General features: G+C 72.0%; 24 protein-coding genes. 13 read left to right on the top strand and 11 right to left on the bottom strand.

The annotated features are described in order from the left end of the window. Positions 1–19: 19 nt before the first annotated feature. Entirely contained in the window at positions 20–1,243 is a 1,224-nt protein-coding gene (locus Aiant_RS35265) for a sulfite oxidase (protein ID WP_189333956.1), read from the top strand. A gap of 46 nt (positions 1,244–1,289) precedes the next feature. Here the strand turns inward: Aiant_RS35265 and Aiant_RS35260 are convergent, their stop codons facing one another. Continuing rightward, a complete protein-coding gene (locus Aiant_RS35260; RefSeq protein ID WP_189333955.1) occupies positions 1,290–1,463 on the bottom strand; it encodes a CsbD family protein in 174 nt (57 codons plus the stop codon). A 107-nt stretch (positions 1,464–1,570) separates the two neighbouring features. Between Aiant_RS35260 and Aiant_RS35255 the strand changes: the two genes are divergently transcribed. The 4 genes from Aiant_RS35255 (at position 1,571) to Aiant_RS35240 (ending at position 8,782) form a co-directional block, all read left to right on the top strand. Further along, entirely contained in the window at positions 1,571–3,469 is a 1,899-nt protein-coding gene (locus Aiant_RS35255) for a glycoside hydrolase family 15 protein (protein WP_189333954.1), read from the top strand. Positions 3,470–3,579: 110 nt separating this feature from the next. Beyond that, positions 3,580–4,572: a LacI family DNA-binding transcriptional regulator gene (locus Aiant_RS35250; protein WP_245006634.1), complete on the top strand. Its 993-nt coding sequence runs from the start codon at positions 3,580–3,582 to the stop codon at positions 4,570–4,572. Positions 4,573–4,654: 82 nt separating this feature from the next. Beyond that, on the top strand, positions 4,655–6,334 hold the full coding sequence (locus Aiant_RS35245; protein ID WP_189333952.1) for a glycoside hydrolase family 13 protein: 1,680 nt from the start codon (positions 4,655–4,657) through the stop codon (positions 6,332–6,334). A gap of 147 nt (positions 6,335–6,481) precedes the next feature. After that, positions 6,482–8,782 carry a putative bifunctional diguanylate cyclase/phosphodiesterase gene (locus Aiant_RS35240; protein WP_189333951.1) on the top strand — a complete coding sequence of 767 codons (2,301 nt, stop codon included), beginning with the start codon at positions 6,482–6,484 and terminating at the stop codon, positions 8,780–8,782. Between the two features lie 202 nt (positions 8,783–8,984). On the opposite strand, the gene Aiant_RS35235 is transcribed toward Aiant_RS35240, so the two are convergent. The 4 genes from Aiant_RS35235 to Aiant_RS35220 all read right to left on the bottom strand — a co-directional run bounded on the left by Aiant_RS35235 (position 8,985) and on the right by Aiant_RS35220 (position 12,562). Beyond that, a complete protein-coding gene (locus tag Aiant_RS35235; RefSeq protein WP_189333950.1) occupies positions 8,985–9,611 on the bottom strand; it encodes a hypothetical protein in 627 nt (208 codons plus the stop codon). A gap of 308 nt (positions 9,612–9,919) precedes the next feature. Beyond that, positions 9,920–10,678, bottom strand: coding sequence for an ABC transporter ATP-binding protein (locus tag Aiant_RS35230; RefSeq protein WP_189333949.1), 759 nt, complete (start codon positions 10,676–10,678; stop codon positions 9,920–9,922). Beyond that, positions 10,665–11,696, bottom strand: a complete 1,032-nt coding sequence (locus Aiant_RS35225) for a taurine ABC transporter substrate-binding protein (protein WP_189333948.1) — start codon at positions 11,694–11,696, stop codon at positions 10,665–10,667. Before Aiant_RS35225 ends, Aiant_RS35230 begins: the two co-directional genes overlap by 14 nt. Before the next feature lie 11 nt (positions 11,697–11,707). Next, the gene (locus tag Aiant_RS35220; protein ID WP_189333947.1) at positions 11,708–12,562 is read right to left on the bottom strand and encodes an ABC transporter permease; all 855 of its coding nucleotides are present in this window, start codon (positions 12,560–12,562) and stop codon (positions 11,708–11,710) included. A 169-nt stretch (positions 12,563–12,731) separates the two neighbouring features. On the opposite strand from Aiant_RS35220, the gene Aiant_RS35215 reads away from it, so the two are divergent. Genes Aiant_RS35215 through Aiant_RS35205 form a run of 3 tightly spaced genes read left to right on the top strand, consistent with a single transcriptional unit; the run spans position 12,732 to position 15,325 of the window. Continuing rightward, on the top strand, positions 12,732–13,589 hold the full coding sequence (locus tag Aiant_RS35215) for an amino acid ABC transporter permease (RefSeq protein WP_189333946.1): 858 nt from the start codon (positions 12,732–12,734) through the stop codon (positions 13,587–13,589). Beyond that, positions 13,589–14,344, top strand: a complete 756-nt coding sequence (locus Aiant_RS35210) for an amino acid ABC transporter ATP-binding protein (RefSeq protein WP_189333945.1) — start codon at positions 13,589–13,591, stop codon at positions 14,342–14,344. Before Aiant_RS35215 ends, Aiant_RS35210 begins: the two co-directional genes overlap by 1 nt. A gap of 15 nt (positions 14,345–14,359) precedes the next feature. Beyond that, the gene (locus tag Aiant_RS35205; RefSeq protein WP_189333944.1) at positions 14,360–15,325 is read left to right on the top strand and encodes an ABC transporter substrate-binding protein; all 966 of its coding nucleotides are present in this window, start codon (positions 14,360–14,362) and stop codon (positions 15,323–15,325) included. A 100-nt stretch (positions 15,326–15,425) separates the two neighbouring features. On the opposite strand, the gene Aiant_RS46935 is transcribed toward Aiant_RS35205, so the two are convergent. After that, a complete protein-coding gene (locus tag Aiant_RS46935) occupies positions 15,426–15,719 on the bottom strand; it encodes a hypothetical protein (protein WP_306415842.1) in 294 nt (97 codons plus the stop codon). Positions 15,720–15,797: 78 nt separating this feature from the next. Between Aiant_RS46935 and Aiant_RS46930 the strand changes: the two genes are divergently transcribed. After that, positions 15,798–16,043 carry a GNAT family N-acetyltransferase gene (locus tag Aiant_RS46930; RefSeq protein WP_306415841.1) on the top strand — a complete coding sequence of 82 codons (246 nt, stop codon included), beginning with the start codon at positions 15,798–15,800 and terminating at the stop codon, positions 16,041–16,043. On the opposite strand, the gene Aiant_RS35195 is transcribed toward Aiant_RS46930, so the two are convergent. After that, entirely contained in the window at positions 15,991–16,875 is an 885-nt protein-coding gene (locus tag Aiant_RS35195; RefSeq protein ID WP_189333943.1) for a LysR family transcriptional regulator, read from the bottom strand. The two genes, Aiant_RS46930 and Aiant_RS35195, sit on opposite strands and share 53 nt — an antisense overlap. Positions 16,876–16,953: 78 nt before the next feature. On the opposite strand from Aiant_RS35195, the gene Aiant_RS35190 reads away from it, so the two are divergent. Beyond that, positions 16,954–17,892, top strand: a complete 939-nt coding sequence (locus Aiant_RS35190) for an aldo/keto reductase (protein WP_189333942.1) — start codon at positions 16,954–16,956, stop codon at positions 17,890–17,892. Positions 17,893–17,907: 15 nt separating this feature from the next. Next, positions 17,908–19,320, top strand: a complete 1,413-nt coding sequence (locus tag Aiant_RS35185) for a glycoside hydrolase family 43 protein (RefSeq protein ID WP_189333941.1) — start codon at positions 17,908–17,910, stop codon at positions 19,318–19,320. Between the two features lie 21 nt (positions 19,321–19,341). Here the strand turns inward: Aiant_RS35185 and Aiant_RS35180 are convergent, their stop codons facing one another. Continuing rightward, complete coding sequence (locus Aiant_RS35180) at positions 19,342–19,701, bottom strand: winged helix-turn-helix transcriptional regulator (protein WP_189333940.1); 360 nt, start codon at positions 19,699–19,701, stop codon at positions 19,342–19,344. An 86-nt stretch (positions 19,702–19,787) separates the two neighbouring features. On the opposite strand from Aiant_RS35180, the gene Aiant_RS35175 reads away from it, so the two are divergent. Then, positions 19,788–20,729, top strand: coding sequence for an NADP-dependent oxidoreductase (locus Aiant_RS35175; RefSeq protein ID WP_189333939.1), 942 nt, complete (start codon positions 19,788–19,790; stop codon positions 20,727–20,729). A gap of 211 nt (positions 20,730–20,940) precedes the next feature. On the opposite strand, the gene Aiant_RS35170 is transcribed toward Aiant_RS35175, so the two are convergent. From Aiant_RS35170 to Aiant_RS35160, 3 genes are read right to left on the bottom strand one after another with little or no spacing between them, the layout of a single operon-like run. Then, entirely contained in the window at positions 20,941–21,819 is an 879-nt protein-coding gene (locus tag Aiant_RS35170; RefSeq protein ID WP_229830847.1) for an LLM class flavin-dependent oxidoreductase, read from the bottom strand. Continuing rightward, a complete protein-coding gene (locus Aiant_RS35165) occupies positions 21,819–22,913 on the bottom strand; it encodes an LLM class flavin-dependent oxidoreductase (protein ID WP_189333937.1) in 1,095 nt (364 codons plus the stop codon). Before Aiant_RS35165 ends, Aiant_RS35170 begins: the two co-directional genes overlap by 1 nt. 2 nt (positions 22,914–22,915) lie before the next feature. Then, a complete protein-coding gene (locus Aiant_RS35160; protein ID WP_189333936.1) occupies positions 22,916–24,190 on the bottom strand; it encodes an LLM class flavin-dependent oxidoreductase in 1,275 nt (424 codons plus the stop codon). A 75-nt stretch (positions 24,191–24,265) separates the two neighbouring features. Here Aiant_RS35160 and Aiant_RS35155 point away from each other — a divergent pair, with 75 nt between their 5' ends. Then, positions 24,266–26,092, top strand: coding sequence for a sulfatase-like hydrolase/transferase (locus Aiant_RS35155; protein ID WP_229830844.1), 1,827 nt, complete (start codon positions 24,266–24,268; stop codon positions 26,090–26,092). Positions 26,093–26,231 lie beyond the last annotated feature (139 nt).

The following is a 26,231-nucleotide window of genomic DNA, read 5'->3' as shown; positions in this document are numbered from 1 at the left end:
GCTCGATAGGATCCCCGCCATGATCGATGAGGCTGCATACGACGAGACCCGGCTCCGTGACTGGCTGGCCGGCCGGGCCCGTGGATTCTCTCGCCGCGACCTGTTCGCGCTGGCCGCGGCGGTCGGCGCCGGTGCGGCCGGCCTCCCGTCGAGCCCGGCCGCGGCGGCCGGCTCGCCGATCGTCAAGCCGCTGCCGCCCGAGCTGTTCCGGGTGCTCGGCACCAACGCCGAGACGAAGTGGTCGGCGCTCAAGGACCAGGGCTACCTCGTGCCGGTCGACCGGTTCTTCGTGCGCAACCACACCAGCACGCCGATCATCGACGCCGCGACCTGGAGCCTGGAGGTCTCCGGCTCCGGTCTGCGCGGCGACGCCGCGCACTTCACCCTCGCCGACCTGCGGCGCCTGCCGGCGCAGACCCACACGGTCGCGGTCGAGTGCGCCGGCAACGGCCGCGGCTACTACAGCTCGCAGCAAGGCCAGACAGTTTCCGGTACGGCCTGGGGCCTGGGCGCCGTCGGCGTGGCCCGCTGGCGCGGCGTCCGGCTCTCCACCGTGCTGCGCCGGGCCGGCGTGCGCCGCGACGCCGTCGACGTGCAGCCGATCGGCCTCGACCCGAACTTCGTGTCCGGCGGCGTCGACCTGGGCCCGGTGCGCCGCCCGTTCCCGATCGCCAAGGCGTTCGACGACGTGCTGCTGGCCTACGAGATGAACGGCGAGCCGCTGCCCGCCGACCACGGGCACCCGGTCCGGGTGATCGTCCCGCACTGGATCGGCATCGCGAGCATCAAGTGGGCCGGGCGGATCGAGGTGTCCGCCGAGCCGCTCTTCTCCCCGTGGAACACCCAGTTCTACCGGCTGTTCGGGCCGGAGTTCCCGGCCGAGGGCCGGCCGTTCGACCGTCAGGTGATCAAGAGCGCGTCCGAGCTGGAGCCGGGCACCACGGTCGCCGCCGGCCACCGGGTCCGCCTGACCGGCCGCTCGTGGTCGGCCGGCGGCCGGATCCGCCGGGTCGAGGTGAGCACCGACGGCGGCGCGACCTGGCGGCACGCTCGGTTCACCGGACCGTCCCGGGACGGCGCCTGGCAGCAGTGGGAACTCGACTGGCGACCGGCCGCGGGGGCGTACGAGTTGCTGGCCCGGGCCACCGACGTGCACGGCAACACCCAGCCGGACGTGGCCCGGTACAACACGCTGGGCTACCTGTTCGACGCCGTGGTGCGTGTCCCGGTCAGCGCCGCCTGAACAGGGCGCGGGCCGGGACTTCCGCCCCGGCCCGCCTGCACTCCACTCAGGACTTGAACGCGTCCTTGACCTTCTCGCCGGCCTGCTTGAGATTCGAGCTGGTCTGGTCGGCCTTGCCCTCGGCCTCGAGCCGCTCGTCGTCGGTGGCCTTGCCGACGCCCTCCTTGACCTTGCCGCCGATCTCCTCGGCCTTGTTGTCGACCTTTTCGTCGAAAGCCATCACAACCTCCGGAGGAATCCAGAACTCTCTCTCGTGAGGCTGATACCCGGACGGGCTCATCCGTAACGCATGAGGCGCGATCGGTCAGGTGATCTCATCCTGGCAGCATGCCGGACTACCCGCTCATCGCCGACCACGGGCTGATCGGTGACCTGCAGACCGCGGCCCTGGTGTCCACCGACGGCACCGTCGACTGGTTCTGCGCGCCGCGCTTCGACTCGCCCAGCATCTTCGGCGCCCTGCTCGACGCCGAGCGCGGCGGCCACCTGGCCACCCGCCCGGCCACCGCGGCCTACACCGCCAAGCAGCTCTACCTGCCGGACTCCGCGGTCCTGGTCACCCGGTTCATGACCGACACCGGGGTCGGCGAGATCGTCGACTTCATGCCGGTCTCGGACAGCGCCACGGCGACCGACCGGCACCGGCTGGTCCGCCTGGTGCGGTGCGTGCGCGGGGAGATGACCTTCGCGGTGCACATCGCCCCGCGGTTCGGGTACGGACGGGACGCGTTCCGGACCCGGGCGACCGATCAGGCCGTGGTGTTCGAGAGCGACCGGGAGGCGCTGACCGTACGCCTGATCCGGGAGCCGTTCGAGGACCCGGGCCGCTCCTGGATCGACGGTGACGGCGACGTCCGCGCCGAGCTCCAGTTGCACGCCGGTCAGCTGCGCGGGCTGGTGCTGGAGACCGGGCCGGCCGGGCCGCTGCGCCAGTTCCCGCTCGCCGAGGCGATGCGGCTGCTCGACGACACGGTCGACTTCTGGGAGTCGTGGCTGGGCGGCTGCACCTATCAGGGGCGCTGGCGGGAGATGGTGTACCGGGCGGCGATCACGATCAAGCTGATGACGTACGCGCCGACCGGCGGGCTGGTCGCCGCGCCGACCGCGGCGCTGCCCGAGCAGCTCGGCGGCGAGCGCAACTGGGACTACCGATACACCTGGGTACGCGATGCCTCGTTCTCGGTGTACTCGCTGCTGTCGCTGGGCTTCACCGACGAGGCGGCGGCGCTCGGCCGGTGGCTGCGCGACCGGGTGTACGAGCAGGAGGAGAAGGACCCGACCGGCCCACTGAAGATCATGTATCGGGTGGACGGGTCGAGCGACCTGGTCGAGGAGACGCTGCCGCACTGGTCCGGTTACCGCGGGTCCAGCCCGGTACGGATCGGCAACGGCGCGGCCGGGCAGTTGCAGCTGGACATCTACGGCGAGGCGATGGACAGCATCTACGTCGGTCAGCGGCAGGGGATCACCCCCGGGCATCGGGGCTGGCAGGCGATCCGGCACATGCTCGACTGGGTGGCCGGCAACTGGTCGCAGCCCGAGGAGGGCATCTGGGAGACCCGGGGCGGGCGGCAGGACTTCACGTACGGAAGGCTGATGTGCTGGGTTGCTCTTGATCGTGGTCTGCGGATGGCGGGTGAGCTCGGCCGTCCCGCTCCGCTGGACGAGTGGCGCAGGCAGCGGGACGCCATCTACGCGGAGATCATGGAGCGTGGCTGGAGCCCGGCCCGGCAGGCGTTCCGGCAGCACTACGACACCACCGTGCTGGACTCGTCGCTGCTGCGGATGCCGACGGTCGGGTTCATCACGCCGGGCGACCCGATGTGGCTGTCGACGCTGCGGGCCATGGAGAGCGAGCTGGTCACCGACAGCCTGGTCTATCGGTACGACCCGGCCGCCTCCCCGGACGGCCTGCGCGGCTCGGAGGGCACCTTCTCGCTGTGCACGTTCGCCTACGTGACCGCGCTGGCCGGGGCCGGTGAGCTGGACAAGGCCCGGGTGACGTTCGAGAAGATGCTCACCTACGCCAACCACCTGGGCCTGTACTCCGAGGAGATCGGGCTGACCGGCGAGCAGCTCGGCAACTTCCCGCAGGCCTTCACCCACCTGTCGCTGATCGACGCGGCGGTCACCCTGGACCGCCAGCTGGACCGGTTCCCGCGGGCCGCCGCCCGCCGGCACACGGTGCTGCCCGCCACGCGCCGCGGAGGGGCCGCCGCCGACTGAGTTATGGTGAGCGCTCAGACCAGGGAGCGTGCATGCCGTCGAGGAAGCCGGGCAGCCCCACTGCAAGAAGTTTCAAGACCGGCAAGCCGACCTCCAGCGACGTGGCCAAAATGGCCGGTGTGTCCCGTTCCGCGGTATCGTTCGCGTTCAACAACCCGCAGCGGATCTCCACCGCGACCAGGGACCGGATCCTCGCCGTCGCCGACGAGCTCGGGTACACGCCGAACACCCTGGGCCGGATGCTCCAGGCCGGGACCACCAACTCGATCGGGGTGCTGCTGCCCCAGGGCCTGGCGCAGATCCTGGAGAACCCGTACTACGCCCGGTTCCTGATGGGCGCCGGGCAGGTCTGCGACCGGGAGGGATACACGCTGCTGCTGACCCCGCCGTTGCAGGACTCGGTGCTCAAGGCGATTCCGTACGCGGCGGTGGACGGCTTCATCGTCTGCGGGCTGGAGATCGACCGGGGCGAGGTGGCCGAGCTGGACCGGCGCGGCATCCCGTTCGTGCTGATCGACTCGGACCGGCACGAGGGCGCGCCGCACGTCGAGGTGGACGACCGGGGCGGCGCCCGGGAGGTGGCTCGCTACCTGCTCGAACTCGGTCATCGACGGCTCGCGGTGCTGTCCATCGGGCCACGGCCGGCGGCTGATCCCGGGCAGCGGGGTCCCCTCGCCCGGCGGCTGGCCGGGATCACCGACGCGCTCGCCGAGGTGGGGCTCACGCTCGGCGACGTGCGGCTCGCCGAGGCCCCGGTCACCCGCGCCGACGGATACCGGGCGACGAAGGCGCTGATGTCCGAGCCGGGAGACCGGCCGACGGCGATCCTGGCGCTCTCCGACATCCTCGCCTACGGCGCGGTGGACGCCCTCCAGGAGATGGCGATCGAGGTGCCGGGGCAGGTCTCGGTCACCGGCTTCGACGACCTCGCCGAGTCGGCCTGGTTCCGCCCGCGGCTCACCACGGTCCGGCAGCCGATCGTGACCAAGGGCCGGATGGCCGCCGACTTCCTGATCTCGGCCATCCGCGGCGAGGATCAGCACCCGCACCAGATGCTCGGCACCCATCTGATCGTCCGGGATTCAGCAACAAATCCGGCATAACGGCGCCCTGAAAGAACTTGCTGAAAGAAAGCAGCCGTCGGGCTATGTAACACGTGTTAGTTGCCTGCTAGCGTTCCTCGCCATGACAGATCAATTGGTCGCACCGCCCACCGTCGAGGCGCCACCGGCTTCCTGGTGGCGCAACGCGGTCATCTACCAGATCTACCCGCGCAGCTTCGCCGACTCGAACGGCGACGGCATCGGTGATCTGCCCGGCATCAGCAGCCGTCTGCCGTACCTCAAGGATCTCGGTGTCGACGCGGTCTGGCTCTCCCCGTTCTACGCGTCGCCGCAGGCGGACGCGGGTTACGACGTCTCGGACTACCGCACCGTCGACCCGATCTTCGGCACCGTCGCCGACGCCTCCGAGCTGATCGCCGGCGCCCACGCGCTCGGCCTGCGCGTGATCGTCGACCTGGTGCCCAACCACTCGTCCGACCAGCACGAGTGGTTCCAGAAGGCGATCGCCGAGGGCCCCGGCTCGCTGTTCCGCGAGCGCTACCACTTCCGCCCCGGCAAGGGCGAGAACGGTGAGCTGCCGCCGAACGACTGGCCGTCCATCTTCGGCGGCCCGGCCTGGACCCGGGTCGAGGACGGCGAGTGGTACCTGCACCTGTTCGCCCCCGAGCAGCCGGACTTCAACTGGGAGCACCCGGCGGTCCGCGACGAGTTCAAGACCATCCTGCGGTTCTGGCTCGACCTGGGCGTCGACGGCTTCCGGATCGACGTGGCGCACGGCCTGGTCAAGGAGGACGGCCTGCCGGACGTCGGCGCGGACGCCGAGTGGCACCTGCTGGGCGTCGGCGAGAGCCCGTGCTTCGACCGCGACGGCGTGCACGAGATCTACCGCTCCTGGCGGCAGATCCTGGACGAGTACCCGGGCGAGCGGATCGCGGTCGCCGAGGCCTGGGCGCCGAACCTGGCCCGCGTCTCGCACTACGTCCGCGACGACGAGCTGCACCAGGCGTTCAACTTCAGCTACCTGGGCACCGCGTGGAACGTGCACGAGCAGCGCCAGATGATCGACGACTCGCTGGCCGCGATGACCGCGGTCGGCGCGCCGACCACCTGGACGCTCTCCAACCACGACGTGGTCCGGCACACCACCCGGCTGATGCAGACCGCCGACGGCGAGGTGGCCGGCCGCAAGGCGGTCGCGGTCGACGAGGCGGCCGGGCTGCGCCGGGCCCGGGCGGCCAGCGCGCTGATGCTGGCGCTGCCCGGATCGGCGTACCTCTACCAGGGTGAGGAGCTGGGCCTGCCGGAGGTGCTGGACCTGCCGCCGGAGGTGCGCCAGGACCCGGCGTTCCACCGGGCGACCGGCCAGGACGGCTACCGCGACGGCTGCCGGGTGCCGATCCCGTGGAGCGGCGACGTGGCGCCCTACGGCTTCGGCCCGGACGGCGGCGCCAGCTGGCTCCCGCAGCCGGCGTCCTGGGCGCGGCTGAGCGTGGCCGCGCAGGCCGACGTGCCCGGCTCGACGCTGGAGCTGTACCGCCGGGCGCTCGCCGTGCGCAAGACCGACCCGGCGCTGCAGGGCACCGACAACCTGACCTGGGTGACCGCCCCGGCCGGGGTCCTGGCGTTCGACCGCGCGGTCGAGGGCGCCCCGGTGTTCCGCTGCACGGTCAACATGAGCGACCAGCCGGTGGCCGTCGGCCGGCCCGGCGAGCTGCTGCTGGCCAGCGGCCCGGTGGAGGGCGGCCCGGACGAGGTCGTGCTGCCGCCGGACACCACCGTCTGGTGGTCCATCCCGAGCTAGAACCGTCCCACCCACCCGCGGACGGTGCGGGTGGGCGGGTGCTGCGGGCGTGACACGTGGGGGGACGTGTCACGCCCGCACCTTTTTTCCTCAGTTCCCGAGTGCGCCCACCGATCAGGCACGGTGACCTGAAGGCGGTGGAGCGGCATGCGACCAGTGGACGGACCGGCCCGGACAGCCGGGCGCATCCTGATCCTGGCGGTCGTCTGGGCGGTGCTGAGCGTGGTGCTCGGCGTCGCCGGTGTCCTCGTGCCGGCGCCGCCCGCCTGGCTGCTCTGGCCGGCCGGGGTCGGTGCGGCCGGCACCGCGGCGTACGCCAGCCTGGTCGCCGCCGCGGCCGCCGGCGAGAGCGTGGCCCGCCGGTTCTGGCAGCGGCTCGCCGCCTCCGTCGGCCTGCTCACCGCCGGCACCGCCGGCCACGCCCTGGCCACCACGCTGGCCGGGCACCCCACCCCGATGAACCCGTTCAGCGCCGTCTGCTACCTGAGCTCGGTGGCCGGGATCGCCTACGCGATGGTGCGCCTGCCGCACCCGCCCCGCTCCTGGCGGGCCAGCCTGGCGATCTACCTGGACATCGCCGTGGTCGGGGTGGCAGCCGCGCTGGTCACCACGCACTTCCTGTGGAGCTTCCCGGTGCCGGGCGTCCCCGGCGCGCCGGGCGGCCCGCCGCCGGCACCGGACGGGCCGCAGATGCCCGGGCTGGCCGCCGGCCTCACCCTGATCGTGCTGATCACCGCGGTCACCGCGGTGGTCGCGGTGATCCGGGTCGGGATCACCGGCGCCGGACCGGTGCACGGCCCGGTCCTCTGGTACCTGGCTCCGCTCGGCCTGCTCGCCCCGATCTCCTGGCTGATCTACCCGGCCACCAAGGATCACCCGCACCTGAGCGTCACGGCGATCGTGATGGTGCCGCTCGGGCTGCTGTTCGCGCTCGCCGCCCGCTCGCAGATCCGCTACGGCGGGCTGCCGCCGCGCACGGTCAGCGCCCGCTGGGTACGCCGGTGGAGCAGGATCAGCGTGGTCCCGTACGCCGCCGTCGCGCTCACCGTCGGCATGCTGATCTCGGTCACCCTGCACCTCGGCTTCCTGCCGCCCGGCCTGGCCGGCGGCTCGATCGTGCTGATCACCCTGGTGGTGATCCGGCAGATCGCCGTCCTGTCCGACAACACCGACCTGATGGAGCGGCTCGAGGAGCAGGCCAACCACGACGACCTGACCGGCCTGCCGAACCGGCGGATGTTCGCCGCCACCCTCCAGGCGCGCACCGCCCCGGCCGTGGTGGCGGTCGGCGACCTGGACGGCTTCGGCACCCTCAACGACCGGCTCGGCGACGAGCGGGGCGACGCCCTGCTGCGCGCCGCCGCGGCCCGGATCACCGAGACGTTCGGCCCGGACGCGATCGTCGCCCGGCTGCTCGGCGACGAGTTCGGCGTGCTGATCGACGGCGACCAGGAGCAGCTCGGCGAGCGGCTGGTCCGCGCGTTCCGCCTCCCGCTCCAGGTGGACGGCCACGACCTGCTGGTCACCGCCACCGTCGGGGTCGCGGCCGGCCGCGACGCGGTGGTCCCCGACCTGCTGCGCCGCGCCGAGCTGGCGCTCAAGGCGGCCAAGCGGGCCGGCGCCAACCGGTACACCGAGCACACCGCCGCGATGGACAGCACCGCGCAGCACGACGCCGACCTGGCCGCGGCCCTGCGCCGGGGCCTGGACATGGGCGAGTTCCGGCTGGCCTACCAGCCGATCGTGGAGCTGCCCGGCGGCCGGATCACCGGCGTCGAGGCGCTCGTGCGCTGGCACCCGGCGGACGGCGCGCCGGTGTCGCCGGCCGAGTTCATCCCGGTCGCCGAGCAGACCGGGCTGATCCTCGACCTCGGCCTCTGGGTGATCGAGACGGCCTGCGCCGACGCCTCCCGGTGGCAGCTGCGGCACGGCAAGGACGCGCCCCGGGTCAACATCAACGTCTCGGCCCGGCAACTGCTCGACCCGGACCTGCCCGACCAGGTCGCCTCGGCGATCGCCCGGTACCGGCTGGACCCCGACAAGATCACCCTGGAGATCACCGAGACCGCGGTCTTCGGCGGCGGCGCCGCCCTGAGCACCGTGCACGACCTGCGGGCCCTGGGTGTCGGGGTGGCCCTGGACGACTTCGGCACCGGCCAGTCGTCGCTGACCCTGCTGCGCACCTGCCCGGTCACCACCCTGAAGGTGGACAAGTCGTTCATCGACGAGCTCAACGGCACCGCCGAGCAGGAGGCGATCGCCACCTCGCTGAGCACCATCGCCACGACGCTGGGCCTGCGCGCGGTCGCCGAGGGCGTGGAGACCGAGGCACAGGCCGCCCGCCTGGAGGCCCTCGGCTACCGCTACGCGCAGGGTTACTTCTTCGCCAAGCCGGGCCCGGCGGCCCTGATCGACGCGGCCCTGGAGGCCGCGCCGGTCATCGACTGAGGTCCGCCGCCCACACCCGGCCCGCTCCCCTTTCCGGCCGCCCGTTTCCGGTACGCCCTGAGCACCCGTCCCGCCCGCGCACCTCACGCCAGGGCGATCCCGCACCGAGCCCCCTACTCACCGGCGGCACTGGACGCACTACCCGGCCGCCGAGGCCGGGAAGGTCAGCCGGCAGCCGTCGATCTTGATATACATCGACCCGTTACCGCGACGGAACGGAGCCGAGCTTGCTTGCAGCTCCCCAGAGGTAGAAGGACGGGCGACCACCATACAGGCCCGACCGGTAGATACCGACACCTTCCACAACAGAGCGGTCGCGGAGATTCGGCATCTGGAGTTCAGCCGCCTTACGCAGCAGTTCAGCAGCGGGCAGACGGGTCTTGTCATCGGCACTGACCCGGATCGCCCGCTTGGTACCACCGCCGGGACCGAATGGCTCGAGACAGACGTCAGGCGCGGCGAGGGCGAAATCTTCAGTCTCGAACGCCGCTATGAATCCACTCAGGTCAGCCGCGCTCGCCGGCCAGGAGATCTCCGGTCGACGCACCACCGCGAATGGCAAGTCGGGACGATGCAACGCCTCTTCCTCGTCGGTCAACGGTTCGTCTCGGAGGTAGTTGGCCTTCGCCAACACCGTTGACGCGGAGGTCGCGTAGTAGCTTGTCGCCCCACGACGAGCTTCCCTCAGGTTGGCGTGTCCCCAGGCATTGAGATGAGGCCACCAGCTGTCGTACATGACGATCTCGTCGGCGTGGACGAGGACCCGCGCGGGTCGTTCATCATGTGCCCAGCGGAAGACCGTGCCCGCCTTGATCGACGAGAAGCTCACGATTGGACCATACCGTTCATAGGTCCAGGGCGAACTCTCATACCCCAGCGCGACCGACTGCCTGCTAGAGCGAGAAGAGCCCGAGGGTCCCCGCTACGAAGATCGATCACTCTTCGTGGGACAGATCCACTCTCGGAAGCCATTTCTCGACAGGTTCGGCGTCAAGGTTGGCGGCGGACCCGCAGGGATAGTCGAGGGCATGCGGCAAGTCAACAGGTGTCGTCCGGCATCGGGCCAGGCCTGGCCGGCAGGCCCCGGCGAACAGTCCGTCGCCGGGATCTGCCGGAACCAGGCCCGGGCTCCTGCCGTCAGACGGTGGCGCGGTCCCGGATGGCGTGGCCCACCTCGGCGCGCAGCGCGGCGAACTCCGGGGAGCCGCGCAGCTCGTCGGCGGTGACGCCGGTGCGGGGCAGGCCGATCGGCAGGTCCAGGGCGATCTGACCCGGGCGGGGCGTCAGGACCACGACGCGGCTGCCCAGGAAGATCGCTTCGTCCACGCTGTGCGTGACGAAGATGCTGGTCCGGCCGGAGGAGGCGCTGACCTGCCGCAGGTCGGCCTGCAGGCGTTCCCGGGTGAGCGCGTCCAGGGCCGCGAACGGCTCGTCGAGCAGCAGCAGGGGGTTCTCCACCGCGAGCGCCCGGGCGATCGCCACCCGCTGCTGCTGGCCGCCGGAGATCTGCCAGGTACGCCGGTGCGCGACGTCGTGCAGGCCGACCCGGGCCAGCAGCTCGTCCACCCGGGCCGGGGTGGCCGGCTGCCCGGCGTAGCGCAGCGCCAGCGCGATGTTGCCGCCGACCGTCTTCCACGGGAACAGCCGCGGCTGCTGGAAGACCAGGCCGGCCCCGCGGCCCGGCACCGGCGCCTCGCCGGCCGTCCGGACCGTGCCGGTGGTCGGCTGCTCGAAGCCGGCGATCAGGCGCAGCAGCGTGCTCTTGCCGCAGCCGGACGCGCCGACCAGGACCAGGAACTCCCCGGCGGGCAGCGTCAGGTCGACCGGCCCGACGGCGGTGACGTCCCCGTAGGAGCGCGTCACCGCGTCGAGCACGACAGCGTCAGCTGAGGACACTGGGCAGACCCTTCACGTAGATCGCCTTCTGCACGTCGGCCAGCGCCGGCACCGCGTCGATCTTCTGCTGCGACTTGAGGAACTCGGCGGCGCTGACCAGGTTGTCGGCGAGCTTGCCGACGCTGCCCTCGGTGCCCAGCCACTCCGGCGAGGCGATGTCCGCGGGCTTCAGGAAGACGCCCTGCTTGAGCTGGTTGAGCGCGTCGTCGGCGGAGAGGTTGAGCTCGGCGCCGACCGCCTTGGACGCGGCCGCCGGGTCGTTCGCGATGAGGTCCAGGGCCTGCGCCTCGGCCTTGCGCCAGGCGTCCACGGCCTCCGGGTGGGCCTGGGCGAACGCGGTGTCCACCACGCCGAGGTCCAGGGTCGGCTTGCCGGCGGTGGCCAGCTCCCGGCTGCTGATCAGCACCTTGCCGGTCTTCTTCAGCTCGTCGAGCGAGGGCAGCCAGGTGTACGCCGCGTCCAGGTCGCCCCGGGTCCACGCCGCCTGGATGTCCTGCGGCTCCAGGTCGACGATGTTCACGTCGGACTCCTTGACGCCCGCCTTGTTCAGCGCGGCGAGCAGGCTGTAGTGCGCGGTCGAGGCGAACGGGGTGCCCACCTTCTTGCCCTTGAGCCCGGCGATGTCGGTGACCCCGCTGCCGTTGCGGGCGACCAGCGCCTCGTTGTCCCCGGCGACGTCCAGGACGAACGCCACCTGGTAGGGGATGTTCAGCGGCGCCGAGAGTCCACGGGCGACCGGGCTGGAGCCGATGGCCGCGATGTCCAGGCTCTTCGCGACGAACGCGGTGTTGATCGACGCGCCCGAGTCGAACTTGGTCCACGTGATCTTGTAGTCCGGCAGCGCCTTCTCCAGCAGCCCCTGGTTCTTGACGATCAGGTCGCCGCTGGGGAACGCCTGGTAGGCGATCCGGATCGACTTCTTCGACGCGTCACCCCCGCCGGAGGCGGCGCCGTTGCCGCAGGCGGCCAGGAGCAGGACGGAAAGGGTGGAGACAGCCGCGAGCAGCTTCTTCTTCATTGCGGATTTCCTTAACTAATGCCCCGCCACGGGATCAGGCGTTCTTCGCTGATCCGCAACAGGGCGTCGATGAGCAGGCCGGAGAGGCCGATGGCGAAAAGTCCGAGCACGACCACGTCGGTCTGCGAGTAGCGCTGCGCGTCGCGGATCATGCCGCCGATCCCGGGCACCCCGTTGATCGTCTCGGCGGCGACCACCGACGAGTACGCCACGCCGACCGCCAGCCGGACCCCGGTGAAGATCTCCGGCAGCGCGCTGGGCAGCACCACGTCGCGGATCGTCTGCCACCGCCCGGCGCCGAGCGCCCGGGCCGCCTCGACCAGTCCGGACGGCGCGCCGTGCACGGCGGCGGCGGTGGCCACCGCGACCGGCGGCAGCGCGGCGATCGAGAGCAGCCACAGCTTCGGCGTCTCGTCGATGCCGAACCAGATGATGAACAGGCTGAAGTAGGCCAGCGGGGGCAGCGCCCGGACGAAGGTGACCACCGGCTCGGCGATCACCCGCAACCAGGAGACGGTGCCGAGCAGCACGCCGATGATCAGGCCGCCGATCACGCCGATGGCCGAGCCGATCACGATCCGGCGCAGGCTCACGCCGAGGTGCTCGATGAGCAGGTGGCCGCTGTAGCCGCGGACGCCGTCGTGGGTGGTCGAGGTGAGGATCAGCTGCCGCCAGACGGCGCCGGGCGACGGGATGAAGGCCGGGTTGTCCAGCGCCCGCGCCGCGACCTCCCAGAGCAGGCCGAGCGCGAGCAGCGCCAGCAGCCTCAGGGCGATGCGGCGGCGCAGGCCGCCGCCGGGCGCGAGCGCCGGCGCCGGCTTGGTGGCGCTCTCCGGCGCGGAGGCCGGGGCAAGCAAGGTGGTCACGGAGAACTCCAGGCAGAGGTACGTGGCAATGCCTGCTATTCCTATCGTGCCGATGGGCTTAATCGCAATACGGAGAGCGCTCCCGTCCCGCTCCCTGGAACAATGTCGTAAAACATATTAGACAGATAGGACTTGTGGGCATCGCGGGCGGCTCCCTACCGTCAGCGCTGTGAGCGTCCTCTCCCCACCACGCACCGCCGGGCGGGCCGGCGAGCAGGTCGTGCCCGCCCGCCACCCGTGGCGCTGGGCCGGCACCGCCCTGGTCCTGGTGCTGCTCGCCCAGTTCGGGCACGGCCTGGCCACCAACCCCGGCTGGGACTGGCCGACCTTCGCCGGCTACCTGTTCGAGAAGTCGGTCATGCAGGCGCTGGGCGTCACCCTGCTGCTGACCGTGGCCGGCGCGGCGCTCGGCTTCCTCGGCGGCATCCCGCTCGCCGCGATGCGCCTGTCCGGCAACCCGGTGCTGTCGGCGGTGAGCTGGACCTACATCTGGGTGTTCCGCTCGGTCCCGCTGATCGTGCAGCTGCTGTTCTGGGCCAACCTCGGCTACCTCTACCAGACGTTGCAGATCGGCATTCCGTTCGGGCCGGGCTGGTCGTTCAGCACCACCGGCCTGATCAGCTCGTTCGGGGCGGCGCTGCTCGGGCTGGCGCTGCACGAGGCCGCGTTCGCCGCCGAGATCATCCGGTCCGGGCTGCTCAGCGTCGACCAGGGCCAGCACGAGGCGGCCGCCGCGCTGGGCCTGCCCCGGCGTCGGCAGTTCGTCCGGATCGTGCTGCCGCAGGCCATGCGGGCGATCCTGCCGAACGCGGCGAACCTGCTGGTCAACCTGCTCAAGAGCACGTCCATCGTGTACGTCCTGGCGATCGGCGAGCTGTTCTACCAGGTGCACGTGATCTACGGCCGCAACGGCCGGGTGGTGCCGCTGCTGATGGTCGCGACCGTCTGGTACATGGTCCTCACCGCGCTGCTGTCGGTGCTCCAGTACTACGTGGAGCGCCACTTCGCCCGCGGGGCGGTGCGCTGATGATCGAGCTGACCGGCGTGCACAAGTCCTTCGGCACCCTGGAGGTGCTGCGCGGCATCGACCTGACCGTGCGGCCGGGCACGGTCACCGTGATCCTCGGCCCGTCCGGCTCCGGCAAGTCGACCCTGCTGCGCAGCATCAACCACCTGGAGAAGGTCGACCGCGGCCGGGTCCGCGTCGACGGCGAGCTGATCGGATACCGCCAGGCCGGCGACAAGCTGCACGAGCTCGGCGAGCGGCAGATCCTGCGGCAGCGCGCCAGGATCGGTTTCGTCTTCCAGAACTTCAACCTGTTCCCGCACCTCACGGCGCTGGAGAACGTCGCCGAGGCGCCGATCTCGGCGCTGCGCAAGGACAAGACCGAGACGTACGCCCGGTCCCGCGCCCTGCTCGCCCGCGTCGGGCTGGCCGACAAGGTGGACGCCTACCCGCGGCAGCTCTCCGGCGGCCAGCAGCAGCGGGTGGCGATCGCCCGCGCACTCGCCCTGGAGCCCCGGCTCATCCTCTTCGACGAGCCCACCTCGGCGCTCGACCCGGAGCTGGTCGGCGAGGTGCTCGACGTGCTGCGGGACCTGGCCGCGGCGGGCACCACGATGATCGTGGTGACGCACGAGATCGGCTTCGCCCGGGAGGCGGCCGACACCGTGATCTTCATGGACGAGGGCCGGATCGTCGAGCAGGGCCCGCCCGCGCAGGTGCTCGACCGGCCCACCCACGAGCGGACCAGGGCGTTCCTGTCCAAGGTCCTTGCGTAGAAACAAGGAGATTCCGTGCGTACGAAAATCGCTGTTGCCCTTGTCGTGGCCGCGGCCCTGAGCCTGACCGCCTGCGCCGCGCCGGAGGAGAAGGCGGCGTCCGCCGCCGCGCCCGCGGCCGCGCGGATCAACACCACGCCGGACCAGCAGCGGATCGTCCCGGCCAAGGACGACGCGCTGGCCGCGCTGGTCCCGGCCGGCATCCGGGCCACCGGCAAGCTCACCATCGGGGTCGGCGCGGCCGGCTCCGGCTTTCCCCCGCTCGCCTTCACCGCGACCGACAACAAGACGCTGATCGGCAACGAGCCGGACCTCGCGTACGCGGTGGCCGGCCTGCTCGGGCTGGAGCCGGCGGTCGAGAACACCTCGTGGGAGAACCTGTTCATCGGCTTGGACAGCGGGAAGTACAACGTCGGCGTCTCCAACATCACGGTCACCGAGGAGCGCAAGCAGAAGTACGACTTCGCCACCTACCGCCTGGACAACCTGGCCTTCGTCGCCCGGCAGGGCAGCGGCACGAAGGTGACCGGGCCGGCCGACCTGGCCGGCAAGAAGGTCGCGGTCAGCTCCGGCACCAACCAGGAGAAGATCCTGGTCGAGTGGAGCAAGCAGGCGGAGAAGCAGGGCCTCGAGCCGGTCGACATCAAGTACTACCAGACCAACGACGCCACCTACCTGGCCCTGGGCTCCGGGCAGATCGACCTCTACCTCGGCCCGAACCCGAGCGTCGCCTACCAGGTCGCGCTCGACCCCAAGTTCGAGATCGTCGGCACCTACTCGGGCGCCGGCGCGAACCTCCAGGGCAAGATCGCGCTGACCACGAAGAAGGACAACGGGCTGGTCAAGGCGCTCGGCGCGGCGGTCGACAAGCTGATCGCGACCGGCGACTACCAGAAGATCCTCCAGCGCTGGAACCTGGCCGGCGAGGCGGTGACCGCCTCCGAGATCAACCCGCAGGGCCTGCCGATCGAGGGCAAATGACCACACACACCCGGTTCGACGAGGTGCTGGACAACCCGGCCTGGTCCGCGCTGCGCGGGGCACACGCGGCGTTCGCGCAGGTGCACGGCCGGGCGGGCCGCTACCACAGCGACGTGGCGCCGTTCCACGCGCTCGCCGAGCCGGAGGACCCACGATCCTGGGCCGATCTCGCGGAGCTGGTCGGGCCGGACACCGTGGTGATGCTGGCCGGGCTCGGCGGGCTGCCGCACCCCGGCTGGGAGGTGGTCCGCAGCATCCCCGGCGTGCAGCTGGTCGACGTCGCGCTGCACGCCGAGCCGGATCCGGAGGCGGTGGTGCTGACCGCCGCCGACGTGCCGGAGATCCTCGATCTGATCGCGCGGACCCAGCCCGGGCCGTACCTGAAACGGACCATCGAGCTCGGCGCCTACCTGGGCCTGCGCGACGAGGGACGGCTGGTCGCGATGGCCGGGGAGCGGCTGCGCCCGGCCGGGTGGACCGAGATCAGCGCGGTGTGCACGGATCCGGCGTACCGGGGGCGGGGCTGGCGACCCGGCTGGTCCGGGCGGTGGCGGCCGGCATCCTGGCCCGGGGCGAGACCCCGTTCCTGCACACCGGGGCGGCCAACACGACCGCGATCCGGCTCTACGAGCAGCTGGGCTTCACGCTGCGGCGGACCGTCGACTTCACGGCATATCAGAGGTCATCACGTGCCGGCAGGCCTGGACGGCGGGGGTGAGCGGCCGGTCCCGGTGATGGATCATGCCGATCGGCGGGTGGGCCGGCGCCGCGTGCAACTGCCGGACGGTGATCGCCGGCCCGTCCGGGCTCTCCGCCACCGACCGGGCCAGCAGCGCCACCCCGAGACCCGCCGCGACCAGCTCCCGCATGCTCTGCGGGCTGTGCGTCTCGAACTGCACCCGGGGCGTGAACCCGGCGGTGCGGGCCGCGTCGTCCAGGATCCAGCGCAGCCCGCTGCCCTCGGGCAGGCAGACGAACGCCTCGTCGCGGAACTCGCCGAGGGTGAGCCGGCCGGTCCCGCTCAGCGGGTGCCCGACCGGCAGCGCCAGCACCAGATGCTCGTCGACCAGCGGCAACGCCTCGAACCGGGCCGGCAGGTCGGCGTGCACCGGGCCGAGCACCAGGTCCACCTCGCCGCCGTCGAGCGCGCCGAGCAGCCCGGTGATCAGCCCGGAGCGCAGCCGTAACGCGATGCCGGGAAACCGCTCGTGGAAACGGGCCAGCGCTTTCGGCAGGTCGTACGACCCGAGCACGGTGGTGGCGCCGACCGTGACCCGGCCGGTGACCACCGCGGTGATCTCGCCCATCTCCAGCCGGGCGCCGTCCAGCTCGGCGAGCACCCGGCGGGCCCGGGCCACGAACATCTCCCCCGCCGGGGTGAGCGCGACCCGCCGCGTGGTCCGGGCGAACAGGGCCACGCCCAGCTCCGCCTCCAGGGCCCGGATCTGCGCGGAGACCGCCGACTGGGCGACGTGCAACCGCTCGGCCGCCCGGGTGAACCCGCCGTACCGGGCGACCGCCTCCACGTAGCTGAGTTGTCGAAGCTCCACGTGTTCATCGTGCCGCACGATGAATGCGATCGTGAACGTGTCTTGGACATATCAATCCGCCGGGACGAGGCTGGACGCATGTTCTCCACACGTATCGGGCTGGGCTGCATGGGGTTCTCCCAGGCGTACGGCCCCGCCGACGACGAGCAGTCGATCCTCACGATACGGACGGCGCTGGACCACGGGGTCCATCTGCTGGACACCGCCATGAGTTACGGCGCCGGCCACAACGAGCAGCTGATCGGCAGGGCGATCGCGGGCCGCCGCGCGGACGCCTTCGTCGCCACCAAGTTCGGCATCGTCCGCGGCCCGGACGGGGTGCGCCTCGACGCGCACCCGGACCGGGTCCGGGACTACTGCGACGCCTCCCTGCGGCGGCTCGGTGTCGACGTGATCGACCTCTACTACCTGCACCGGGTCGACCCGGCCGTGCCGATCGCGGACACCGTCGGCGCGATGGCCGCCCTGGTCGCCGACGGCAAGGTGCGCCACCTCGGCCTCTCCGAGGTCAGCCCGGAACAGTTCGCGCAGGCCCGCGCGGTGCACCCGATCGCCGCGGTGCAGCTGGAGTGGTCCCTGGCGTGGCGGCAGCCGGAGGACGACATCATCCCGGCGGCGCGGGCCGGCGGGGCCGGGATCGTCGCGTACAGCCCGCTCGGGCGCGGGTTGCTGACCGGCGCGCTGCCGGCCGGCCCCTTCGGGCCCGGCGACTTCCGGGCCGGAGACCCCAGGTTCGCCGGGGAGGCGCTGGCGGCCAACCTCGCGGTCGTCGAGGCGTTGCGGTCCAAGGCTTCGGCGTACGCGGTGAGCGTCGGTCACCTGGCCCTGGCGTGGCTGCTGGCCCAGGGCGACGACGTGGTCCCGATCCCCGGGACGCGCAGCCCCTCCCGGATCGCCGAGAACGCAGCCGCCGCCGAGCTCGTCCTCAGCGCCGATGACCTGGCCTTCCTCGACGCTCTGGCCTGGCAGGGCGACCGTCGGTCGTTCGCCGCCTATGGGACATCCCGGTCGGCATAGCCCAAGATCGGAGGCATGTCCTTCGATCCGATCATCGCCGGCTTCCACCCCGACCCGACCGTGTGCCGGGTCGGGGACGACTACTACCTGGCGACCTCGTCCTTCGAGTACTTCCCCGGCGTCCCCATCTTCCACAGCCGCGACCTGGCGTCCTGGCGGCAGATCGGCCACGTCCTGACCCGGCCGTCGCAGCTCGACCCGGCCGGGCTGACCCCGTCACGCGGCATCTTCGCGCCGACCCTGCGGCACCACGACGGCCGGTTCTGGATGATCACCACGAACGTCAGCCGCATGATGTCCGGGCAGCTCATCGTGCACGCCACCGACCCGGCCGGCCCGTGGAGCGACCCGGTGTACGTGCCCGGCGCGCTCGGCATCGACCCGGACCTGGCCTGGGACGACGACGGCACCTGCTACCTGACCTACGCCAGTTACCGGTCCGGTGAGCCGGCCGGCATCGCCCAGGTGCGCATCGACCCGGAGACCGGGGCCGAGCTCAGCGAGCACTACCCGGTCTGGCAGGGGTCCGGCCTGGTGCACCCGGAGGGACCGCACCTGTACCGGATCGACGGGAGCTGGTACCTGATGCTGGCCGAGGGCGGGACCGAGCGCGGGCACGCGGTCACCATCGCCCGCGGCCCGACGCCGTCCGGCCCGTTCGCCGGCTGCCCGGACAACCCGATCCTGAGCCACCGCAGCACCGGGCACCCGGTGCAGAACACCGGGCACGCCGACCTGGTGCGGGCCGCCGACGGCAGCTGGTGGGCGGTGCACCTCGGGGTCCGGCCGCGCGGGGTAACGCCGCACTACTACGTGCTCGGACGGGAGACGTTCCTGGCGCGGGCCGACTGGGCCGGCGGCTGGCCGCGGCTGACCACGGTGTCCCGGCCGGGCGGCCCGGCCGACCACTCGTTCACGGTCACCGATGGCGTCTTCGACGAGCGGTGGGTGGCGCCGGGCGCGGACCCGGCAACGATCGCCGAGCAGCACCCGGACGGCGGCGCGCGACTCCGCTCGGCGGACCTGCTCTGTGTCCGGGTGCGTGACCAGGCCTGGACCGCCATCGCGACGTTCGACGGACCGGGCCGCCTGGTGCTGCGCCTGGACGATCGGCACTGGTACGCCCTGCACGTCGCGGACGGCGTCGCCACCGCGATCGCCCGGATCGGGGATCTGGAACAGGTGGTCGGCACCGGCCCGGCCGGCCCGCTGCGACTGTCCGCCGTCGCTCCGGCCGGCGACCCCGGTGCGCAGGCCGGCCCGGACGAGATAGTCCTCACGGCCGGGGACGCCGAACTCGCCCGGCTCGACGGGCGCTATCTGTCCACCGAGGTGGCGGGCGGGTTCACCGGGCGGATGCTGGGGATCGGGGCGCTGGGGGCGGAGGAGACCCGGCTGGTCTCGTTCACCTACCGCAGCGACGGCTGAGCGGTTCGCCCGACTCGGCTGTCAGATCGTCAGCTCGTGCAGGTGGTGCTCGGCCCAGTCGCGCAGGCCGCGCAGCGGGGTGATCAGGCTGCGGCCGACGGCGGTCAGCTCATATTCCACATGCAGCGGGACCGCCGGGTAGACCGTGCGGGTCAGCAGGCCGGCGTCCTCCAGCCGGCGCAGGGTCTGGGTCAGCACCTTGGGACTGATGCCCTCCATGTGCCGCTGGAGGGCGCCGAAGCGCAGCGGCCCGGACTCCAGCGCGCCGACCGCGAGGGTGGTCCACTTGTTGGCGATCAGGTCGAGCAGGCCGCGGCAGGGGCACAGCTCGGCATAGACGTCGTGCTTGTCGTGCTCGCCGGTGGCGCAGGTGGCAGTCATCCGACCTCCTTGGTTACCAAAAGATAGTAGTCTCCCTTGCGGGTAACTACCGTCCCGGGGATAGCTTTCGCGGCGTGCAGAACAACATGCGAGCAGTCACACAGCAGGAGTTCGGCGGCCCCGAGGTGCTCCGGGTGGCCGAGGTGCCGATCCCCGAGCCGCTGCCCACCGAGGTGCGGGTCCGGGTGGTCGCGGCCGGGGTGAACCCGGTGGACCACAAGACCCGGGCCGGCGCCGGGATGGCCGGGGTGCTCGGGGCGCCGCCGTTCATCCTCGGCTGGGACGTGTCCGGCGTGGTGGACAAGGTCGGCTTCGGCGTGCACACCCTCGCGGCCGGCGACGAGGTCTACGGGATGCCGTGGTTCCCGCGGCAGGCCGGTGCCTACGCCGAGTACGTGACCGCGCCGTCCCGGCAGTTCGCCCGCAAACCGGCCACCATCGGGCACACGGCCGCCGCCGCGGTGCCGCTCGCGGCGCTGACCGCGTGGCAGGCGCTGACCGCGGCGACCACGATCCGTCCCGGTCAGCGGGTGCTGGTGCACGCGGCGGCCGGCGGGGTCGGGCACTTCGCCGTCCAGTTCGCCAAGCACCTCGGGGCGCACGTGATCGGGACCGCGCGGGCGGACAAGCACGACTGGCTGCGCACACTCGGCGCGGACGAGCTGGTCGACTACCGGGCCACCCGGTTCGAGGAGGTGGCCAAGGACGTCGACGTGGTCCTGGACCTGGTCGGGGACGAGGACACCGGGGTGCGGTCGGTGGCGGCGCTGGCGCCGGGCGGGCTGCTGATCGCCGTGCCGTCCGGGGTGTCGCCGGCGGTGTCCGAGGCCGCCGGGCGGGCCGGGGTGCGGGCCACCGGGTTCCTGGTCGAGCCGGACGGGCCGGCGCTGGCGGAGATCGCCGGGCTGATCGATGCCGGTCGGGTGCACGTCGAGGTCGCCGGGGTGCTGCCGCTGGCCGAGGCCGGGGAGGCGCACCGCCGGCTGGCCACCGGCCGCACCCGCGGCAAGCTCGTCCTGGAGATCTGACCGGGTGGGCGACCCTCGGGCGGCGGGACGCCGAGCCGGCGACCGCCGCTCGGCGTCCGCCGCTCGGCGTCCGGGCAGCGCGGCACGGGCGACCGCCGCTTCCTGCCGGGACGGCGCTGTGGGCGTACCGGAAAGCGGCGGTCGCAAGCCGGAGCGGACCCGGTCGTCAGGCCGGAGCCGACCCGGTCGCAAGCCGGAGCGGACCCGGTCGTCAGGCCGGGGCGGGAAGCTCGTAGCGGTTGATCGCGGGCGGCAGGCCGAGCCGCTCCCGCAGGGTGGCGGCGTGCGACGGGTGGAACAGACCGCGCCAGCGCAGCTCCGGGATCAGGTCCCGGATGACGGTGAGCAGGTCGCCGCGCAGCCGCACCCCGTCCACCCCGGCCGCAGCGGCGGCCAGGATCCGGACCATCGCGTCCCGATTGCCGCCCTCCCGGACCGGAACGTCCGCGAACACCTTGCGCCCGGGCCGCGGCCCGGCCAGCCGGTCCGCCACGAACACGACGTCCGCCGCGTCGTCCGGCGCCTCGCCGTCGGCGACGGCCACCACCGGCTGGCCCTGCGGCGGGCGCGGGACGATCGACGGGCCCTTGACCGAGAAGTACCGCCCGGCGAAGTCGGTGTAGTGCAGCCGATCCCGGTCGATGTACCGCCCGGTCGCGACGTCCTTGATGATCGCGTCGTCCTGCCAGCTGTCCCAGAGCCGCCGGACCACCTCGACCGCGTCGGCGGCCTCGGCGAACAGCTCGTCCCGCTCCAGCGGCGCCCGCCGCCCGAGCAGCGCCGCCTCGGCCGGATCGGTGGAGACCCGCACCTGCCAGCCGGCCCGGCCGTTGCTCACGTGGTCGAGCGTGGCCAGCGCGGTGGACAGGTGGAACGGCTCGGTGTGCGTGGTCGTGGCGACCGGCACCAGCCCGACGTGCCGGGTCAGCGGCGCGACCCGGGCCGCGGTCAGCACCGCATCCGGGCCGTGCCGGCCGAAGTCGTCGTCGAAGGTGACCAGGTCGACCCGGGCGTCGTCGGCCTGGCGCACCACGTCGGCCCAGTCCCGCGCGGCGAACGAGTCGCCGTCCAGAGCCACTGCCACAAACATCAGGAGTCCGCCCATTCCTTGGCGAGCAGTTCGAACGACCGGACCCGGTCGGTGTGCCGGTGGGTGATCGTGGTGATCAGCAGCTCGTCGGCGCCGGTCACCTCGCGCAGGGTGCGCAGCCGCTCGGCGACCGTGGCCGGCGAGCCGACGAACTGGGTGTCGACCCGGTCGGCGACCAGCGCCCGGTCGGCGTCGGTCCACTCGTACGCGAGCGCCTGCTCGATGCTCGGGAACGGCACCGCGCCCAGGCCGGTCCGGATGCTGCGGACCCACAGCGCGTAGGGCAGCGCCAGCCGCCGCGCCGTCTCGTCGTCCTCGGCCACCACCACGTCGGCCGAGACCATCAGGTGCGTCCCGCCGGCCGCCCGGTACGCCTCCACCGCGTCGAGCACCTTGGCCGGCGCCACGTGATAGTTCGCCACGAACGGCAGGCCCCGTGCCCCGGCCGTGCGCGCGCTCTCCCCGCCGCTGCTGCCCAGCAGCCACACCTGAAGGTCGGCCCCGGCCCCGGGCACCGCGGTCACCTCGTTGCCCTTGCCGTCCGAGTACGGCCCGGCCAGCAGCGCCTGGATCTGGTCGAGGATCTCGCCGAGCGGCAGCGACTCGGCGCCGGGCTGCTGGAGCAGCCGGCCGACCAGGGCGCTGCGGTCGGACGCGAAGATCGGCGCCCAGGAGAAGTGCTTCGGGATCAGCAGCCCGCCCACCTCGCGCTCCCGCGCCGGGGCCGCCGCCTGCTGCCGCAACGCCTCGGCCTTGGCCTGGCCGGACCGGCCGAGCCCGAGGTCGAACCGCCCCGGATACAGCGCGTCCAGCAGCCCGAACTGCTCCACGATGGAGAGCGCGGTCTGGTGGCCGGTCTGCACCGCGCCGGACCCGAGCCGGATCCGGTCGGTGACCGCGGCGATCTGCCCGAGCAGCAGGGCCGGCTGCGCCGACGCCACCCCGGGCGTGAAGTGGTGCTCGGCCACCCAGTACCGGTGATAGCCGAACTGCTCGGCCCGCTGGGCGAGGTCGAGGGTGCGTCGCAGCGCGTCGCCGACATCCCCGCCGGCCACCAGCGGCGCGAGGTCAAGAACGGACAGGGGCACACCCATGGTCACTCCCCACCGAGGCCGAGGTGGCCCCGCAAAGTCGTCGTCTCGTAGGACGTGCGGAACACGCCCCGTTCCTGGAGCAGCGGCACGACCCGGTCGACGAAGTCGTCGAGGCCGGTCGGGGTCAGGTGCGGCACCAGGATGAAGCCGTCGCAGGCGTCGCTCTGCACGTACTCGTCGAGCTCGGCCGCGACCCGCTCGGGCGTGCCGATGAAGTTCTGCCGGCCGGTCACCTCGATGATCAGGTCCCGGATCGACAGCTTCTTCGCCTCGGCGAGGGCCCGCCACTCGTTCGCGGTCCGCAGCCGGTCCGGGTACATCCCGGCCCGGCCCTTGATGATCGTGTCGTCCTCGTCCAGCAGCGGGTCGGCCGCCGGCAGCGGGCCGTCCGGGTCGTAGCCGGACAGGTCGCGGTTCCACAGCTGCTCCAGCAGCAGGATCGCGGTCTGCGGGCTGACCTGCTGCCGCCGGATGTGGTGCGCACGCTCCTGCGCGTCCGCGTCGGTGTCGCCGAGAACGTACGAGACACCCGGAATGATCTTCAGCGACTGCTCGGGACGGCCGTGGCGGACCAGCCGGTCCTTGACGTCGCGGTAGAACCGCTGCGCGTCACCGAGCCGGTGGTGCCGCGAGAAGATCGCGTCGGCGTGCCGCGCCGCCAGCTCCCGCCCCTCGTCCGAGTCGCCCGCCTGGAGGATCACCGGGTGGCCCTGCGGGCTGCGCGGCACCCCGAAGCGGCCCCGGATGTCGAACTGCGAGCTGCCGACCGCGAAGTCCCCGCCGTCGGAGTCCCACAGCGCGCGGGCGGCCTCGATGAACTCCCCGGCCCGCCGATATCGGTCGGCGTGCTCCAGGAAGCCGCCGCGCCGGAAGTTCTCCCCGAAGAACGCGCCGTGCGAGGTGACCACGTTCCACGCGGCCCGCCCGCCGGACAGGTGGTCGAGGGTGGCCAGCTGGCGGGCCAGCTCGTACGGCTCGTGGAAGGTGGCGTTCAGCGTCCCGGCCAGGCCGAGGTGCTCGGTCACCGCGGCCAGCGCGGCGAGCACGGTCAGCGTGTCCGGCCGGCCGACGACGTCCAGGTCGTGGATCCGGCCGCGCTGCTCTCTGAGCCGCAGCCCCTCGGCCAGGAAGAAGAAGTCGAACTTCCCGCGCTCGGCGGTGCGGGCCAGGTGCTCGAAGGACGTGAACGCGATCTGACTGCCCGCGTCCGGGTCGCTCCACACGGTGGTGTTGTTCACCCCCGGGAAGTGCGCGGCCAGGATAATCTGCTTCGCCACCTTCTTTTCCTATCGGCTAGATATGTAAAAGACAAGGGGTTGAACCATCTGAGCCCGGCATGCGTTCCCTCAGACGTGCCAGAACTTGACGTCGCCGACGAGCAGAACCCCGCCGCGGAGATCACCGAGGTCCCCGAGGTGGCCGAGATCACGGAGGGAGCCGAGATCGAGGAGAGCCCGGCCGCCGAGGTCGAGGAGAGCCCGGCCGCCGAGATCGAGGAAAGCCCGGTCGGCGAGATCGCCGAGACCCCGAAGGAACCGGGCCGTGTCCGCCGCTTCCTCCGCAGCCCCGGGTTCAGCCGCGGCCTCACCGTCCTGGCCTGCCTGATCGTCTTCGTGGCCTTGCTTTACCCGAACGTGCTCAAGCGCCTCACCCTGGGCAGCTTCACCCGGATCCCGATCGAGGCCGCGCTCGGCATCGCCGTGCTGATCGTGCTCCCCCGCCGCCCCCGGCGGATCGTCGCCGCGATCGCCGGCGTCGCGCTCGGCTGGCTGGTCATCGAGAAGTGCCTGGACATGGGCTTCTTCCAGGTCCTGAACCGGCCGTTCGACCCGGTCCTGGACTGGGTGCTCTTCGACGACGCCTACGACTTCGTGCACGAGTCCTACGGCCCGGCCGGCGCGTACGGCGCGATCGCCGCGATCGTCCTGCTGGTCGCCGTGGTGCTCGGCGTCACCACCTGGGCCACGCTGCGGGTCAACCGGCTGCTCGGCGAGGACCGGCGCAAGTCCGCGTTCACCGCCGGCGGCATCGCGACCGCGTGGGCGCTCTCGCTCGCGTTCGGCATCCCGACCCTGATGCCGAACGTCCCGGTGGCCGCCCGCACCACCGTCAGCTACGCGTGGGATCGCGCCAACCAGGCCCGGGCCGGCATCAAGAACGAGGCCGCGTTCGCCCGCGAGGTCAAGGTCGACGCGTTCCAGAACGTACCGCCCGACCAGCTGCTCACCGGCCTGACCGGCAAGGACGTGATGCTCACCTTCGTGGAGAGCTACGGCCGCAACGCCGTCGAGGCACCGAACCTGGCCCCCGGCGTCGACCCGGTCCTGGACGAGGGCACCGCCAAGCTCAAGGCCGCCGGGTTCAGCGCCCGCAGCGGCTGGCTCACCTCGCCCACCTTCGGCGGCGGCAGCTGGCTGGCCCACTCCACCACGATGTCCGGCCTGTGGATCAACAACCAGGGCCGGTACCGCAACCTGACCGCCAGCAGCCGGCTCACCCTGCCCAGCCTGTTCCGGTCGGCCGGCTGGGACACCGTCAGCGTCATGCCGGGCGCCACCCGGGCCTGGCCGGAGGGCAACTTCTACGGCTTCAACCGGATCTGGGACTCCCGCAACCTCGGTTACACCGGCCCCAAGTTCAGCTGGGCGCCGATGCCCGACCAGTACACCCTCAAGAAGTTCTCCGAGGTGGAGTACACCAAGGCCGGCCGCAAGCCGCTCTTCGTCGAGATGCCGCTGGTCTCCAGCCACACCCCGTGGGCGCCGATCCCCGAGTTCCTCGACTGGGACAAGGTCGGCGACGGCTCGGTCTACAACGGCATCGTCGCCAACCAGCCCACCAAGGCGGAGATCTGGACCGCCTCGTCCAAGGTCCGCCAGGAATACGGCAAGTCGATCCAGTACACCCTCACCACCCTGGTCGACTGGATCACCACGTACGGCAAGGACAACCTGGTCATGGTCTTCCTCGGCGACCACCAGCCGTCCCCGGTCGTCACCGGCGACAACGCCAGCCACGACGTCCCGATCACCATCGTCGCCAAGGACCCGGCCGTCCTCGACCGCATCACGAGCTGGAACTGGACCGACGGCCTCAAGCCCGCCCCCGACGCGCCGGTCTGGCCGATGAACACCTTCCGCGACAAGTTCCTCACCACCATGAGCGAGGGAAGCCACTGATCGCCTCGGCCCGCTCGGTTCGCCCATGAAGATCCCATCCTTCATTGCCACGGTCCGCGCTGATAACTGATCGCCGCTCCCGCGGGGACCCTTCCGGGCTTCGCAGGCCGCTGGCGCGGCCAGAACGCGAACCCCTCCA

It is taken from the genome of Actinoplanes ianthinogenes (assembly GCF_018324205.1).
GTDB classification, from domain to species: Bacteria; Actinomycetota; Actinomycetes; order Mycobacteriales; family Micromonosporaceae; genus Actinoplanes; species Actinoplanes ianthinogenes.
Note: the sequence above shows the minus strand (reverse complement) of the source record. Positions and strands in the feature narration are given on the sequence as shown.